The sequence below is a fragment of the Asticcacaulis endophyticus genome (assembly GCF_014652575.1).
Classification (GTDB): domain Bacteria; phylum Pseudomonadota; class Alphaproteobacteria; order Caulobacterales; family Caulobacteraceae; genus Asticcacaulis; species Asticcacaulis endophyticus.
Genome location: NZ_BMZB01000006.1, coordinates 35,014 through 51,464 on the forward strand (window position 1 = coordinate 35,014; position 16,451 = coordinate 51,464).

At 56.0% G+C, this 16,451-nt stretch carries 13 protein-coding genes and 1 tRNA gene; 12 read left to right on the plus strand and 2 right to left on the minus strand.

The window, feature by feature from the left end:
- Nucleotides 1–66 precede the first annotated feature (66 nt).
- Complete coding sequence (locus IE102_RS15855) at nucleotides 67–1,158, plus strand: efflux RND transporter periplasmic adaptor subunit (protein WP_229807813.1); 1,092 nt, start codon at nucleotides 67–69, stop codon at nucleotides 1,156–1,158.
- Nucleotides 1,158–4,493: an efflux RND transporter permease subunit gene (locus IE102_RS15860; protein WP_189488511.1), complete on the plus strand. Its 3,336-nt coding sequence runs from the start codon at nucleotides 1,158–1,160 to the stop codon at nucleotides 4,491–4,493. Before IE102_RS15855 ends, IE102_RS15860 begins: the two co-directional genes overlap by 1 nt.
- Nucleotides 4,494–4,706: 213 nt before the next feature.
- Here IE102_RS15860 and IE102_RS15865 read toward each other — a convergent pair whose 3' ends face one another.
- Nucleotides 4,707–5,354, minus strand: coding sequence for a hypothetical protein (locus tag IE102_RS15865; RefSeq protein WP_189488513.1), 648 nt, complete (start codon nucleotides 5,352–5,354; stop codon nucleotides 4,707–4,709).
- A 337-nt stretch (nucleotides 5,355–5,691) separates the two neighbouring features.
- Between IE102_RS15865 and IE102_RS15870 the strand changes: the two genes are divergently transcribed.
- From IE102_RS15870 to IE102_RS15900, 7 genes are all read left to right on the plus strand, one after another.
- Nucleotides 5,692–7,026 (plus strand): replication-associated recombination protein A, encoded by a 1,335-nt coding sequence (locus tag IE102_RS15870; protein WP_189488515.1) that lies wholly within the window; start codon nucleotides 5,692–5,694, stop codon nucleotides 7,024–7,026.
- 21 nt (nucleotides 7,027–7,047) lie between these two features.
- Nucleotides 7,048–7,503: a DUF805 domain-containing protein gene (locus tag IE102_RS15875; RefSeq protein WP_229807814.1), complete on the plus strand. Its 456-nt coding sequence runs from the start codon at nucleotides 7,048–7,050 to the stop codon at nucleotides 7,501–7,503.
- 23 nt (nucleotides 7,504–7,526) lie between these two features.
- Nucleotides 7,527–8,030, plus strand: coding sequence for a DUF805 domain-containing protein (locus tag IE102_RS15880; RefSeq protein WP_189488516.1), 504 nt, complete (start codon nucleotides 7,527–7,529; stop codon nucleotides 8,028–8,030).
- 127 nt (nucleotides 8,031–8,157) lie between these two features.
- Complete coding sequence (locus IE102_RS15885) at nucleotides 8,158–9,033, plus strand: RluA family pseudouridine synthase (protein ID WP_189488517.1); 876 nt, start codon at nucleotides 8,158–8,160, stop codon at nucleotides 9,031–9,033.
- Between the two features lie 180 nt (nucleotides 9,034–9,213).
- A complete protein-coding gene (locus IE102_RS15890) occupies nucleotides 9,214–10,920 on the plus strand; it encodes a TadE/TadG family type IV pilus assembly protein (protein ID WP_189488518.1) in 1,707 nt (568 codons plus the stop codon).
- 91 nt (nucleotides 10,921–11,011) lie between these two features.
- Nucleotides 11,012–12,823 carry a TadE/TadG family type IV pilus assembly protein gene (locus IE102_RS15895; protein WP_189488519.1) on the plus strand — a complete coding sequence of 604 codons (1,812 nt, stop codon included), beginning with the start codon at nucleotides 11,012–11,014 and terminating at the stop codon, nucleotides 12,821–12,823.
- A 61-nt stretch (nucleotides 12,824–12,884) separates the two neighbouring features.
- Nucleotides 12,885–13,298: a DUF805 domain-containing protein gene (locus IE102_RS15900; RefSeq protein ID WP_189488520.1), complete on the plus strand. Its 414-nt coding sequence runs from the start codon at nucleotides 12,885–12,887 to the stop codon at nucleotides 13,296–13,298.
- Between the two features lie 144 nt (nucleotides 13,299–13,442).
- Here the strand turns inward: IE102_RS15900 and lipB are convergent, their stop codons facing one another.
- On the minus strand, nucleotides 13,443–14,144 hold the full coding sequence (lipB, locus tag IE102_RS15905; RefSeq protein ID WP_189488710.1) for a lipoyl(octanoyl) transferase LipB: 702 nt from the start codon (nucleotides 14,142–14,144) through the stop codon (nucleotides 13,443–13,445).
- 53 nt (nucleotides 14,145–14,197) lie between these two features.
- On the opposite strand from lipB, the gene IE102_RS15910 reads away from it, so the two are divergent.
- From IE102_RS15910 to mgtE, 3 genes are all read left to right on the plus strand, one after another.
- Nucleotides 14,198–14,464 carry a FliM/FliN family flagellar motor switch protein gene (locus tag IE102_RS15910; RefSeq protein ID WP_189488712.1) on the plus strand — a complete coding sequence of 89 codons (267 nt, stop codon included), beginning with the start codon at nucleotides 14,198–14,200 and terminating at the stop codon, nucleotides 14,462–14,464.
- A 76-nt stretch (nucleotides 14,465–14,540) separates the two neighbouring features.
- A tRNA-Leu gene (locus tag IE102_RS15915) sits at nucleotides 14,541–14,625 on the plus strand.
- A gap of 231 nt (nucleotides 14,626–14,856) precedes the next feature.
- Complete coding sequence (gene mgtE / locus IE102_RS15920) at nucleotides 14,857–16,302, plus strand: magnesium transporter (RefSeq protein WP_373295617.1); 1,446 nt, start codon at nucleotides 14,857–14,859, stop codon at nucleotides 16,300–16,302.
- Nucleotides 16,303–16,451 lie beyond the last annotated feature (149 nt).

Here is a 16,451-nt window from a genome sequence, read left to right on the forward strand (position 1 = left end):
CAATGGCTGCGGCATACTTCTAATTCTTCGCGCCCAGATTTACGATTAAGGTTGGGGGCAGTAGCCTTGCTGGCGGCGATATCCCTATCAGCCTGCCATGAAAAGCCTAAGACCCCTGAGGCCAAGGACACCCATCTGGCGCTGGTTGAGGTCGCCACCGCCGGTGCGGCCACCGTGCCGGTTGTCATCACCGGCTCCGGCACCGTCTCGGCCTGGCAGGAAGCGCCGGTCGGCGCTGAAACCGGCGGGCTTACCGCAGTGGCGCTATTGGTCGATGAAGGCCAGTACGTTACTCAGGGCCAGCCTCTACTGAGGATGAACGATGCCGTCCTTCAGGCACAACTCAAACAGGCTCAGGCCCAGTTGATGAGCGCAAAGGCCCAGCAAGCTCAGGCCGAAAACGACTATCGCCGCTATAAGGAACTGGCCGATAAGGGCTTTATTTCGGCGTCCGGCCTTGATGCCAGGCTGGCCCAGCAGCAAACGGCGGCGGCGTCTGTGGCGACCGCTCAGGCCACGGTGCAGGAAGTCACCACCCGTCTGTCGCAAGCGACCGTGCGCGCGCCGGTATCAGGGTTGATCACCTCGCGCACCGCCGTGCAGGGCCAGATCGTGGGGGCGGGGGATGAACTATTCCGCATTGCCCGCGACAACCGCATTGAACTGAATATGGAAGTGGTCGAAACCGAACTGGCTATGCTTAAGGCCGGTATGCCGGCGACCGTGCGTGGCGAAAACTCCGGCCCGATTGCCGGTTCCGTGCGCATCGTCACCCCGATGGTGTCCAACGAGACGCGTCTGGGCTATGCGCGGGTGTCTATACCTGCCGATGCGGGCTTAAAACCCGGCATGTTCGCGCGCGGTGAAGTCAATGTCGGCAATCAGCCGGTGGTGACCGTGCCGCAAAAAGCCGTGATCTATCAGGCTAATGTGCCCGCAACCTTCGTGGTCGGGCCCAATAACAAGGTCGCTTTGCGCAAGCTGAAAACCGGTGAGCGTCTGGGCGATAATGTCGTCGTGACCGAAGGTGTGGCTGAGGGTGAACGGGTTGTGACCGCCGGTGCCGGCTTCCTGGTGGACGGTGACACGGTGCGCATCAAGGGCCCACAAGTCGCGACCGAACAAAAAGCGGCTGCCGCTAAATCGGGGGCTAAATAATGTCCGGTTCAAGTGAGTCGGGGCCCCGCCCATATAAAGATCGCGGGGGTATATCCTCCGCCTCGATCCGCAACCCGATACCGACGCTTGTCTTCTTTCTGGTGATGATCATAGCGGGCTGGGGCGCGTTTAACGCCCTGCGCATCAACAACTTCCCTGATGTTGACCTGCCGGTCGTCTCGGTCACCGTGCTGCAATCTGGGGCCGCGCCCGCCGAACTGGAAACGCAAGTTACCCGTATCATTGAGGACTCTGTGGCGGGGCTGGGTTCAGTCAAACATATCAATTCCTACGTCAATGATGGTGTCTCGACCACGGTCGTGCAGTTCCAGTTGGGCGTTGACCTTGAAAAATCAACCAATGACGTGCGCAATGCCGTCGCGGGTGTGCGCGCCAATCTGCCGTCCGATGTGCTCGACCCGATTGTCCGGCGCGAAGAAGCGTCGGGTGAGCCGCTGATCACCTATATCATCCGCGGCGACGGCATGAACCCTGAGCAGTTATCGTGGTTTGTTGATAACGATATCTCGAAAAAGGTTCTGGCCAAAAACGGCGTCTCAAAGGTCACGCGCGACGGCGGCGTTGACCGCGAAATCCGCATCGACCTTGATCCCGGTCTGCTGGCGGGGCAGGGGATCACCGCCTCCGAAGTCAGCCAGCAACTGCGCAATATCAACATCAACTTGCCCGGCGGGCGTCTTGAAGTCGGCGGGTCTGAGCAGTCGATCCGCACGCTCGGCAATGCCAATTCGGTCGAAATTCTGCGCGACACCCGCATCAACCTGAATAATGGCCAGTCGGTCCGTCTGGGCGATCTGGGGCAGGTCAGCGACACCTGGTCTGAGCCGCGCACCCGCGCCCGCTTCAATGGTCAGGAAGTGGTCGGCTTTGCCGTCTACCGCACCATTGGCTCCTCCGAAGTCGATGTCGCCAAGGGTATCCGCGAAGCGATAGATGAGATCAGAGTTGCTCACCCGGGTATTGTCCTCGAAGAGGTCACCGCCTCGGTCGACTGGGTCAATGAGAGCTATATAGCGTCGATGGAGACACTGGCGATCGGCGCGCTTCTGGCGGTTCTGGTGGTGTGGCTGTTCCTGCGGGACTGGCGCGCGACGCTGATATCGGCGACCGCCATGCCGCTGTCGCTGCTGCCGACGTTCTTTGTCATGTGGGTGATGAACGAAAGCTTCAATATTGTCTCGCTGCTGGCCCTGTCCCTGACCATTGGGATTCTGGTCGATGACGCGATTGTGGAAATTGAAAATATCGTCCGCCATATCCGCGATGGCAAAAAGCCCTATCAGGCGGCTATCGAAGCTGCCGACGAAATCGGTCTGGCGGTTGTGGCCACGACCGCGACCATTATTGCAGTGTTTGCACCCGTCGGTTTCATGCCGGGCATAGTGGGCCAGTTCTTTAAATCGTTTGCGGTCGCGGCCTGTGTGTCGGTGTTCTTCTCGCTGGTCGTGGCGCGGACGATTACCCCGCTGATGGGCGCCTATCTGATGCGCTCCGATCCGGGCAAGGAACATCCCGATCCGTTCTGGATGAAGAACTATCTCAAGACCCTGAACTGGGGTTTGAGCGGGCATCTGCGCTTTATGACGACAAAATGGGCACTGAGAATATTTGCCTTCCTTATTTTGGTTATTACAGCCTTACTGGTATGGGGCGGTCTGTTCGCCATGTTTGGCAAACCGTTCGATGTTAAGGGGCTGATATCCCCTGCAATTATTTGCCTTATTGGCGGAGGACTGTCGTTCTTAGCCTTCAAAAAAGCGGGCAATCTCCCACGCGGCGAAAAACTACGCACCCGTTGGGCCGTTTTGGCCATCGGTATCGGCTTCTTTATCGGCTCTATGGCCGTCGCAGGGCTGCTGCCGGGTGAGTTCATCCCCGTTGGCGATAATGGCCGCTCCTTCCTTAAGGTCGAACTGCCGCCCGGCTCGCGGCTTGATGAAACCGATAAGGTCGTCAATGACCTGATGGCCGAAATCAGCCAACGCGACGGCGTCAAATCCGTCTATGCGTCGGTTGATATCAATAGCGCTAACTTCACCATCAATCTGGTGCCGCGGCACGATCGTAACTTCTCGCAGCAGGACTTCGAGACTGATTTCAACCAGTTCGTCCTGCAATATCCCGGCATCCGCTCAACCTTCGGCCAGGAAGGCGGCGGGGGCGGCATCACCAGCTTTACCTTGGTGTCCGACGATCCGGTGGCGCTGGCCGAAGCCTCGCGTGAGCTTGAACGTCAGATGCGCGGTCTGCCTGAACTGACCAATGTGTCGTCGGCCGATAACCTGACGCGGCCGGAAATCATCGTGGTGCCAAAGCCTGATCAGGCGGCGTTGATGGGCGTGTCGGCCGCCGCGATCTCACAGGCCGCCCGCGTCGCGACCGTCGGTGACTTCGATCAGATTTTGGCGAAATACAATGTCGGCGACCGTCAAATCCCGATCCGCGTCCTGCTGAAAACTGACGCGCGTACCGATGTCGCCAACCTGAACGACCTTAAGGTGCCGACCAAATTCGGAACCTCCGTGCCGCTGGCGGCTGTGGCCGATATCACCTTTGCCGCAGGGCCGGTGCAGATCAACCGCACGGAGCGGTCAAGGTCTGCCACCATCAAGGGCAATATCGCGGGCGGCATCGCTGCCGGTATCGCTCAGGACGCTGTACGGGCCCTGCCGGCCATGAAAAACCTGCCGCCGCAGGTGAAGGAAATCGTCACCGGTGAGCAGGAAGATCAGGCCGAAATGGCCACAGGCTTCATGATTGCCATCTCGACCGGCATCATGCTGATGTATGTGGTGCTGGTGCTTTTGTTCAAAAGCTTCACCCATCCGGTTACGATTTTGACCGCGTTGCCGCTGTCGTTTGGGGGTGCGTTCTTCCTGCTGCTGGTCACCGGTAAATCCATGTCTATGCCGGCCTTGATCGGGTTGATCATGCTGACCGGGATTGCCGCCAAGAACTCGATCCTGCTGGTCGAATATGCCATTGAAGCCATCAAGCACGGCATGACCCGCCATGACGGCCTGATGGACGCGGCCCACAAACGGGCCCGTCCGATCCTGATGACCACGGTGGCGATGGGCGCAGGCATGTTGCCGATCGCAGTCGGCTGGGGCGCCGATGTCGCCTTCCGCTCACCCATGGCGATTGCGGTCATCGGCGGGTTGATTACCTCGACCCTGCTCAGTCTGTTGTTTGTGCCCGTCGCCTATACCTTCATCGACGACATCAGCCAGTTCTTTGGCCGCCACACTAAAAAGTATTTTACCGCCGAAGGCAAAGAAGACGACGTGAAATCGCAATCTTTGGCCGATTAGTGCGTCGCCGTTGCTAGGAGGTACTCAATGTACCTCCGTCGCTAGGCTCCTGCTACTCGCCTCAAATCTTGCGATTTCACAGCCGGTGGGCTGTATAGTTTTTCTCCTCCCTACGCAGTGGGGAGGTGCCGAGCTTGCGAGGCGGAGGGGTAAATCCCTCTCCCCGCGCGCGGGGATGAGGGCTTGGGTGAGGGGCAACCTAACGATCCGATGTTACGCGATTTCAGCCTTTTGACACAGATAGCTTATGAAACTTGCGCACGCGCCCAACATAAATTGGGCGTCGGCTTGATCACATTTGTGGTTTTCATCAAGCAGCGCGTGGCGAATGCCTTTTTCGTCGCTAGTGTATGCGTAGATTTTTTCTAAACCTGTTTTTAGAGCAGGGTGAATGTAAATCTCTTTGGATTCTAATGCTTTCAATGCATCTTGAAGGGTAGCTTTGGGATTATCTGTAATCCTTTTGCATACTGACTCAACAGCATGAACGCTTTCGCGGATCGAATCGTTCCATTTTTGAGAATTATACTGTTCTGTGGCATTTACTAAATGCTTTAACGAGCCATCTATTTTATTTTCTAACAATATAGCATAAGTATTCTGTAAATTTTTTATTTCTGCGTCATTAATTGAAAAGTAAAATGTACTTTCTTCTCCCTCATACAGTATCCGCCACTGGGGATGAAGTTCAGAGAAGAAATATCGAATAGCTCCGCCACCAATCTCAGTTCCGACGGATCGAAGAAAATTTTCTATGAAGTCCATAAATTGGTAAAATGGGTCATTTAATATTATACGTTCGGTTGTTTCGTATGCTACGGATTTTGTTACTTTATCGTGACGCATGCTGAATTTATTCATGCAATATTCTGTTATAAAGTTGTGGTATTTTGGGTCTATATAGTATTTATAATATCCTCCGGGTTGCATTTCTCGACCCAGTGCATGTGCATCATTTAAAAATTGCCATATTTTCAGGCGCAGTAAATTTGGGATTTGGAGGGTAAGCTGGGTAGCGCTGCTTTTCCATGCCTCTGAGTGAAAGATAGTTCGCTGTCTTTGTATTCGCGCATCCAAAGTGCCCCATAGCTTTGCCTTTCGCAGAAGTTATCACAAATAATGGATTCGTGGTGGCTGCTTAAATTCGATAGATTACTTCCTATTTGACCGGAAGATTTTTTGTTCTATATATGTTCGCATGTCCGATTTGTTTGAGGCCGCAGGTCTCGCCCCGAAATCACCGAACCTGACCCAGACCGACAGCGGCTATAAACCGTTGGCTGACCGGCTGCGGCCGCAGTCGATTGCCGAGGTGGTGGGGCAGGGGCATCTGGTCGGCCCGGACGGCCCCATCCGGCGCAGCGTTGATCGCGGGTTCTTGCCGTCACTGCTGCTGTGGGGCCCGCCGGGGGTGGGTAAGACGACCCTGGCGCGCTTGCTGGCGTCGTCCGCAGGCTATGAATTCCAGCAGATTTCCGCCGTCTTTTCCGGCGTGGCCGATCTGAAAAAAGCTTTCGAGGCCGCCCAGATGCAACGCAATATGGGCAAACGCGTCGTGCTGTTTGTCGATGAAATTCACCGCTTTAACCGCGCCCAGCAGGACAGTTTCTTACCCTATGTCGAGTCCGGCGTCGTCACCCTGATCGGGGCTACGACCGAAAATCCGTCATTTGAACTCAATGGCGCTCTCCTGTCGCGCTGTCAGGTGTTTGTGCTCAAACGGCTGGATGATGAGGCGATGGAAACGCTTATCGCCCGCGCCGAAGCCCATCTGGGGCGGTCCCTGCCGCTGGAACCAGAGGCGCGCGAAACCCTGAAAGGGCTGGCCGACGGGGACGGACGCTATCTGCTGAGCCTGATTGAGACCATCGACCAGATGGGCTTTGACGTCGCCATCACCTCTGAAGGCCTGCTCCAGCACCTGCAAAAGCGCCGGCCGAACTATGACAAGGACCGCGAAGGCCACTACAACCTGATCAGCGCCTTACATAAGTCGGTGCGCGGATCGGACCCGGATGCGGCGCTGTACTGGTTTGCGCGCATGTTGCAGGGGGGCGAAGACCCGCTCTATATCGCCCGCCGGATGCAGCGCATGGCCTCCGAAGACATAGGTGCTGCCGACCCCATGTCGCTGATCATGACCAATGCCGCGCGTGAAACCTATGAAGTTTTAGGCTCCCCAGAAGGCGAACTGGCGATCGCGCAAGCCCTGGTTCACATGGCCTCGGCCCCCAAATCGAACGCGGTCTATGTGGCGTTTAAGGCCGCCGTGAAGGCTGCGCGCGACACCGGCGACCTCGACCCGCCCGAAGTTATCCGCAATGCCCCGACCAAGCTGATGAAGGATTTAGGCTACGGCGAAGGCTATATCTACGACCCTGACGACCCCGATGGCTTTTCAGGCCAGAACTATTTCCCGAACGGTATGCCCCGCCCGAAATTCTACGATCCCAAAGGCGATGGCCACGAAGGCAAGGTCAAAGAACGCCTCGACTACTGGGCGCAGTTGCGGGCATATAAGCAAAAGCGGTAATTTTTTAGGGGGGATTAAAGTATGGGCAGTTTATCGATCTGGCATTTGCTGATTATCGTCATTGTCAGCCTGCCAGCGTTTTTGCCGCTGGTTATTAAGCGTCCGGCAGGTAACCGCTTCGGTCCCCAGCCCGTGGGCATGAGCATGGGGGATGCCATCGGGGTTTGCCTGAAAAAGTATTTTGACTTTAACGGCCGCGCCTCGCGTTCAGAGTTCTGGTGGTTTTATCTCTTTAATGTGGTGTTCAATATTGCTTTGGCCGTGTTGGCCAGACTTACGGGCCTGGATGGTCTGATTTCCTTATCCTATGGCCTGATCATTCCCGGATTGGCCGTAGGGGCGCGTCGTCTGCATGACATCAACCGCTCAGGCTGGTGGCAGTTGATCGGCTTTGGCTTCGGGTGGTTTGTTCTGGTCTATATGTTGGCGCAACCGCCGCAAAACGACATCGAAGAAAAGGCTGCGGTGTTTGATTAGGCTTTTACCGGGGGGAGGGTGAAATGCTGGCCTTATTTTTGATTGTGTTTGTGGTGCTTCCTGTTGGCGGCGTAGCCTTCATCATCTTTCTGTGCGCCCTACCGTTTCTTCGTAAATTGCAAAATACAGCCAACCGCTTCGGATCGCAGTCGCCAACGGTGACAATAGTTCAGGCGGGAACTTCAGGCTTTACGCGGGCGTTTGATTTTGCAGGCCGGTCAAACCGGCTGGATTTTTTCACATTTGCCATTGTTGTAGGCGTACTGTGCGGTCTTAGTCTGTGTGCTGTGGTAATTCTGGCCTATATGGCGCGGGAAAATCCGACATGGTGGTCTGCGGCGCCGCTGCTGCTTATCCCGTTGCTGGCCGTGCCAAGCCTTTCGGTCGCCGTGCGACGATTGCACGATGTCAACCGTAGCGGATGGTGGCTGCTCTTATTGCTGGTGTTTGGTTACTTCATTCTGCTCTACTGGTTTTTGCAAGCGTCGCAGACTGACGAGGTGGCTACAGGCGAGGTTTTTGCCTAAGTGTGCTATCCCCCTCCGTCTTTTGTCGCGTTGCTCCAAAATCCACCTCCCCATCTTCGCCAAGATGCTCGATAGGGAGGAGAAGAGTGCCTTTGACCTTAACCCCCAACCCTGTTATTTCGCGGGCATGACCCCGAAAAAGCAGGACAAGATCAGCCGTAAAAAGGCCTCGCGCCATTCGCCCCAGCATCAGGCCGCCATCGCGCGGCGTGAGGCGGGTGGTGGACGCAAACCCCAGACACCTAAAAACCTCAAAGCCATCGACCGGCCGATCGCGCTCAGTGAAGAGGCCGTGGCGCTGATCAAATCCATGCTGGTCTATGAAGACGCCGAGATTATGGGCTTCAACAAGATCTATAACCTGTCGTCCCAGGGCGGGCGCGGGCCGGATTTTCACAATCTGGATGACCTGTTGTGGGCCTTTGCCAAGTCGAACGGTAAGAAGCCGCGCCTGATCCACCGGCTGGATCGCGATACGTCGGGCATTATTCTGGTGGCCAAAACCAAGCCCGCCGCCTCGTTTTTGGGCAAGGCGATGATCGCGCGCCAGTTTCACAAGACCTATCTGCTGGTGGTCTCAAACCCGCATAACCTGAAAGACCGGGGCGTGATTGATGTGCCGCTGCGGCGCGAAGACATCGGACGTGAGGCCTATTCGCGGGTGTGCGAAGCCGATCACCCTGACGCGCTGGAATCGCGCACCCACTATGAGGTGATCTCCTGCAACTCTGAGGCGGCTCTGGTGGTCGCCAAGCCGTACACGGGCCGGATGCATCAGATCCGAGTCCACATGGCTCATCTGGGCTGTCCGATTGCCGGTGATCCGCGTTACGGCGGCGCCTTAAGCCTGGGCGGGCGTTCGGTGAAGCGCCTTATGCTGCATGCGGCTCAGCTTGAGTTTCCGCATCCCGCAGGCGGTAAAAAGATGCTGTCTGCGCCCGTGCACGAAGACATTATAGGGCTTTGCGCGGACCTGGAGCTTGATATGGGTATCTATACATAACAGTGGTCTCTATTTTGTTGTAAATTAAGACTTTGTTATCGAAAATTACATGGTTGACATATTTTAATAGTTAAGCGGGCTTATCCTTAACCGTATAGCCATTTTTGTTTACCGTATAAGTTTTGACTTTGTTAAAACCTGACGCCGTATTTTGATTCCTGTGGCTGGGACAAGTGTGGTATGATGGCTTTGGTGAATCTGTGGCAGCGCTTTGGCGCGAATAATCGTGGCAATGTAGCGATTATCGCGGCCCTTTCGGCCTTGCCTATACTGGCGGCGGTCGGGGCCGGGACCGATGCGGTCGGTATTATTCGCGCCAAATCAAAGCTTCAGGACGCTGCTGATACGGCCGCCATTGCCGGGGCGCTGGTGGCGTCATCGGTGGAGTCAGCTCAGGAAGACGCCGCCGACGCAGCCTTTCAGAGCAATGTCGCCGCGGCGGGCAATCTGACCAATGCCGAGGGTGAACTGTCGACCTCGACCCAGAACAACACGACCGTTAAGACCTATCTGGCCGAAGCGGACGTCAGCACTCTCTTTATGGGCATGCTGAAGGGCAGTGACGGCGGTTTGGTCCACATCACCGCCTCGGCCAATGCCGGGGTGACCATATCGGATTCCGAAATCGTCTTTGTGCTCGATAATACCGGCTCCATGTCCAAGGACAGCCGGATGACCAATCTGAAATCGAGCGTCGATACGACTTTGGCCAGCCTTGTTGGCGGTGACGGGACTTCCGGCGGCACAAAGGTCGCGATCGTCCCGTTTGATACTCAGGTCAATATCAAGGGCGTGCCGGCCTCCAGCATTGAGTATGGTCAGGCAGAGATGATCACCTCCTGCTCGAACCTGTCCGATGGCCGGTGCAGTGCCCTGGTCACCACCCAGACAGCCCTGTGCGCCAGTACGTCGGATGTGTCGGCCTGTACAACCAACATGAAGACCTACACCTATACCTATAGCAGTAACGGCAAAACCTATATTAAGGTATTTGCCACGTCCTACTATTATAAATCAAATAATGGCGGATGCAGCGTTGGCTATAATTACTACAATAGCTGTAATTATATGGTGGTGTCGCGCGAAGCGACCTATCAGGTGACCAGTTCGGCGGCGGGTTCGGCGTCCAATGTCGACACCAACTCGACCAAGTATCCGCAGTCGGCCTATTACAACAAACCCAACAACAACTACAGCCTCTATTCCGGGACGGTAACGTCAACGGCGGCCAATACCGGCGGATATGGCTCAGGCTCGACGACCGATATCAAGAACAACGATACCGTCTCGGCCAACGCAGACCTGTTGGGGGTCGGCACGGTCAACTGGAACGGCTGCGTCATCGATCGCACCCAGCCCTATGATATCTCAGCCGACTCGCCCGACGGTACGACAGCGGCCAAGAACTATCCGGCCTCGAAATGCGCCACCAATGCGCTGCTGCCGGTCATGGGTCTGACGACCAACATCACTGAGGCCCGCGCCCATGTGCAAAAGATGTCGCCCGCCGGCAATACCAATGTCACCATCGGCGTGCAGTGGGGCATGGAAGTGCTCTCTCCCGGTTTGCCATTCAACACCGGCGTGGCCTTTGGTACGGAAAACATCAATAAATACATGATCGTCGTCACAGATGGTCAGAACACCCAGAACCGCTGGACCACCAAGAGCGCCGATATTGATGCGCGCACGCTTGAGGCCTGTAAGGCGGCGAAGGCCAAGGGCATCACCATCTTCACCGTGCGGGTGATGGAGGGTAATTCCAGCCTGCTGGAACAATGCGCCACGCGGCCGGATTATTACTACAACCTGTCCAACGCCAGTGAACTGAGCGGGGCTTTGGGATCGATCGTCAAGTCGATCAAGAAGATAAGGCTGACGAAGTAGGCCATCACATAACCCCGTTAGATCAAATTTTAAGCTTTATTCTTTAAGATCAAGGTCTGAACGATAGAATTCGTGGCGGGGTATTTCTAAAATGCGAAAAAGCATCTTCTCCGGGCTGTGGCAGCGCCTGAACCCTTTCCGTGGTCATCAGGGCGGCAATGTCGCGGTGATCTTTGGGCTGTCGGCCATGACTCTGGTGGTGGCTGCAGGCGGTGGCACGGACGTGGTGCGCCAGATGGACGTGCGCTCACGTTTGCAGGATGCGGCCGATGCGGCGGTGCTGCGGGCGGTTATGTCGTCTAAAATGACCGACGAGCAGCGTGAGATCGCCGCCGATCAGGCCTTTATCAACAATTTCGGCTTTGATAACGCGCAAAGGTATGATGCCGAAGGCACGGTCGGCACAGAGGTTGATGGCAACACAACCCATGTGACCTATGACGTCGAAGCCACGGTTGAGAACCTGTTCCTGCAGATGATCGGCATGGAAACCACGACCGTCACCGTGGTCGCCAAAGCCCAGTCGCAGATGCGCAAGTCCGAGATCGTTCTGGTGCTCGACTCGACCGGGTCTATGTCGAAAGACGGTCGCATGACCAACTTGAAGTCGAGCGTGAAAAGCGTGCTCGACAGCCTGATGGAGGACGGTGAAAACGTCTCCGGCACTAAGGTGGCGGTCGTGCCGTTTGACACTCAGGTTAAGATCGATAAAGGCTCAGGCTATTCGTACATAAATTATGGTCAGGGCAGTGTTGGCCAGAGCTGCACCGGCATCAGCGGGCGCACCTGCGATGTCGTCAAAGATGCTTTTAATAAGGTTTGCGGCAATGTTGCCGACAGCAGCTATTCAAGTTGCAAATCGGGGATGACGCTGTGGTACCGAACCTATACTGACAGTTCATCGCCTCAGCGCACCTATTATGTTGCCATAGCAAAATCTAAAGTGGGCTCGACCCGCTATGAATATAAGCGTGAGGACTATTCAACCACCTCACAAAAATGGGTCGATGGCAAAGAGAGCACCAGCGAAAATGGCTCATCGACGGGCACCAGCGGCTGGCAGAATGTAACCACATGGGTCACGCAGCAGTTTATTAATCCGTCCACGGCCACCAGTTATGCCACGTCGGGCTACACTAGTTTTGCAACCAGCAACATCAAATATAGCTTCAGCTACGGCGCCGGAGCCTATGGTGCCCGCACAAACATCCCGCGTGCCAAAAGCCAGTTCACCGATTCCAGTACGGCTAAACTCAAGGGCTACAGCATTATAGACTGGCCGGATATTCCTGACGGTTCATCGAATTGGCCGGGATGCGTGATTGATCGTGAAAAAGATGGCGACTGGGATGTGTCTGCGGAATCACCAGGTAGTGATGTCAAATCGCTCTATCCGGCTTGGACGTGTGCTAACGGCACCAAGCTGCTGGCGGTGCGGGCACTGGGTGAGGATATCGCCAATATCAAGACCTATGTTGATAAGCTTCAGCCTTCGGGGGCGACCAATGTCACCATCGGCGTTCAGTGGGGCGCAGAAATGCTCTCCCCCAGCGCGCCCTATACGGGTGGGGTACCATTCGGAGATGAAACCACTCAGAAATATATGATTTTGGTGACGGACGGTGAAAACACTGAAAACCGTTGGTGGTCGGTCTATACGGGCAGCAAATATAGCGCGGACGGGACAGCCCTGATCAATGCGCGCACGGAAAAGGCTTGTAAGGCCGCCCGCGATAAGGGGATCACCGTCTTTGTGGTGCGGGTGATGGAGGGCGATTCATCACTATTGAAAAAATGCGCAAGCAAGGACGAATATTATTACGACCTGAGTTCGGCCTCAGAGTTAAATACGGCCTTGTCTAGCGTGTTTGAGGCGATCAAAAAGACGCGCTTAACTCAGTAGCACTTTTGCCTTTAAGCAATATCGTGTAAGGCCTTCAATCTGTTGCGAACCGAGGCCCTGCATGAACGCCAAGATTGACTGGAGCGAGCTGTTTTTCTCATCGACCGGACGAGGGCGTCAGATGCCCTTCGTCATCGCCGGTGTGATCCTGCTAATTGCGCTCGCCTTTTACGAGTCGGTGGTCACAGGCGGGCTTAAACTGCTGACCGGGTGGGTGGTCTATCCCGTTTTGTTTTTCTGCGGTGCCTGTGTGTTGTCGAAGCGCCTGCATGATCGCGGCCGGTCGGGCTGGTGGTCAGCGGTGATTCTGGTGGCCTTTGTGATGGTCTGGCCGCAGCCGGAAGGCTTTTTCGACTTTATCGGCGTGGCCGTTCTGGTGTGGGCGTTTGTCGATCTGACGCTTATGCCCGGTGAGCGCGGCATGAACCGCTATGGCCTGCCGATCAGGGTGACCACTGAGGAGCCGGTCACTTAGAACTCCCCCTCTTGGAGGGGGAGCTTTATTTCCGCAGATGCGGGAATAAAGAGGGGGTAAACTGCCCCCGCATAAAAACAAGTACCCCCTCTTATATTTATTGATCTCAATAAATATAAGCTCCCCCTGCAACAGGGGGAGTTCTTAAGCGGTCGGCCCAAAGGTCGCCTCGAAACTCTGGCGCAGGGCGTAATCAACCTCATCCATCGTCACCGGCAGTCCCAGATCCACCAGACTGGTCACCCCGTGCTCAGAAATCCCGCACGGCACGATGCCGCTGAAATGCGTCAGATCCGGTTCGACATTGATACTGATGCCGTGAAAGCTGACCCAGCGGCGCAATTTAATCCCAATCGCGGCAATCTTATCTTCGGGCGCTGGAATTACACCCTTATCCCGTCGTTCAACCCACACGCCGACGCGACCGTCGCGGATGTGGCCCTCGACATTGAACCGCCACAAGGCATCAATCACCCAGGTCTCCAGCGCCTTCACAAACGCGCGGATATCCTTGGTGCGGCGATTGAGGTCGAGCATGACATAGATCACGCGCTGGCCGGGGCCGTGATAGGTAAATTGCCCGCCGCGCTCAGATTTGAACACCTCAAACCGCTCCGGCTCAATCAGGTCGGAAACCTTGGCCGATACCCCGGCCGTGTAAAGCGGCGGATGCTCCAGCAGCCAGATCATTTCCGGCGCTTCGCCGCGCTGAATGGCGGCGACCCGCGCGTCCATAAACGCCACCGCGTCGGGGTAGGGGACGGGGACCGGGGCTACCACCCATTCGGGCAGGCTATGGTTCGCGTCCGTTAATAAAAAAGAAGGGGTTAACCTGTCATCAAGCATGTTCTGTAAATGTGGCATCAGCGCCTTAAAAGCAAGGGCTTTGGCGTCAGAGTATTTTGGGGAAATTTGTGTCTCAGGTTGAATCGGTACCCGTCGAAATCTCGGTCCTTTTGGGCCGTAGCGTGCTTCCGATGCAGCAACTTCTGCGCATGGGCCGTGGGGCGGTGATTCCGCTCGATGCCCGTGAGCATGATGAAGTTTGGATTCTGGCCAATAATCATCCGGTGGCGCGCGGCGAAATCCAGATTTTCGAGGAAAAAATCTCAATCGTCGTCACCCGTCCGGCGGATGTTTACGACTTCATGGCTATCGGGAACTAAAATATCTACACTAATTGCAATTCAGCGCTTCACAAACGCACCAAGGATTGCTATTCCCCGCGCCTCCAGTTTGTGCGCGGTCATGGCGGAATTGGTAGACGCGCAGCGTTGAGGTCGCTGTATCGCAAGATGTGGAAGTTCGAGTCTTCTTGACCGCACCAACCGGATTTAAAAAAGCGCCCCTGACGGGCGCTTTTTTTATGCCTTAAGATATAACCTTTTGCGGTTGCATTTATTAGCTTTTCAGGCACATTGCCCGCCATCTATCAACAATCGTGCGGTCTGATTTGACGTGAAAGAGAAGGGGTGTTTCGATGTCTCAAAAACCCGAAGCCCCCAATGTGCCTGCTGCCGCCGATACGGCTGATGATATCGACATCATCCGCGCCCGCATGATGGCCGCTGAGGCTGAGTTGCTTGAGCGCGACCACGATGACGACGACCGGCCCCAACTTAATACCCCCGAAGAGATCGAAGATTTCGCGCTTCAGGACGACTATGCCCTGAACCCGGAATATATCGAGCTGGTGGTTGACGCCGCCGATCGCGGCGATGGTATGCGCCTGCGTGAGTTGCTGGATGCGCTCCATCCGGCTGACGTGGCTGATCTTTTGGGGTTCTTATCCGAAGACTATCGCGAGCAGGTCATTCCGTGGATTCCGGCCTCGGCCTTGGCAGAGGTTCTGCCGGAACTGGATGATGACATCCGCGAGGAGGTCATGGACACCCTGCGGCCCGGCGATCTGGCCGAGGTGCTTCAGGAACTGGATTCCGACGATGCTGCCGCCGTGCTTGAAGACATGGGCGAGGCGCAGCAGCGCGAAGTTCTGGCCGCCATGACCGCCTCCGACCGTGAGGCCATGGTCACGACCCTAAGCTACGAAGAAGAAACCGCCGGCCGTCTGATGCAGCGCGAAGTGGTGGCGGCGCCCATCTTCTGGAGCGTCGGTGACACCATTGAGCACATGCGCGCGCACGGCGACGACCTGCCCGAATTGTTCTTTGATATCTATGTCATAGGCCCGACCCATAAGCCGGTAGGAGCCGTGCCAGTGTCGCTGCTGATGCGGTCGCGGCGGGAGGTCAGGCTCGAAGACCTGATGGAGCCGATCACCGAAATTCAGGTCGATATGGATCAGGAAGAGATCGCTTATATCTTCGGCAAATATCACCTGATTTCGGCGCCGGTGGTTGATGATGGCGGGCGTCTGGTCGGTCAGATCACGGTCGATGACATCGTCAACATCATTCAGGAAGAAAGCCGCGAAGACATTCTGGCGCTGGCCGGTGTGTCGGACGAAGAGGGCCGAGGCTCGACCGTGTTTGAGGTCGTCAAATCGCGCCTGCCGTGGCTGGTGGTCAATCTGTTTACCGCCTTTCTGGCCTCCAGCCTGATTTCGGTGTTTTCCGATGAGATCGAAAAGCTGGTGGCGCTGGCGGTACTTATGCCGATTGTGGCATCCATCGGCGGCAATTCCGGCACGCAGGCCTTGACCGTGTCGGTGCGCGCCCTGTCGTCGCGCGAACTGACGACCACCAACGCCCTGCGCACCGTCTGGCGTGAGGTGCGGGTGGGCTGGATCAATGCCGGCGTCATTGCCCTGCTGCTGGGGCTTGGGGCCGGGGTCTGGCAACAGAGCTTTCTGTTGGGGGTGACGATCGCTCTGGCTATCATGATCAACATCACCGCGGCGTCGCTTGCGGGTACGCTGGTGCCGCTGACCCTGTCGCGTCTGGACCGTGATCCGGCGGTGGCATCGCCCATTTTCGTGACCATGGTGACCGATTGCATCGGATTTTTTAGTTTCCTGGGGCTGGCGGGCATAATTCTGTTGTAAAATTCAGCCGTTATGGCTGTTGTAGTGAGGAATTAACCAAGCTGCGCTAAGGTGGGGGCCGTAGCTATGATCGCCCCGAAGTCCTGATGTCGGCCTGGCTTTTGCTACAGGGGAGTAGCGATAGAATTATGTACCGTTTTGGGTCAGGA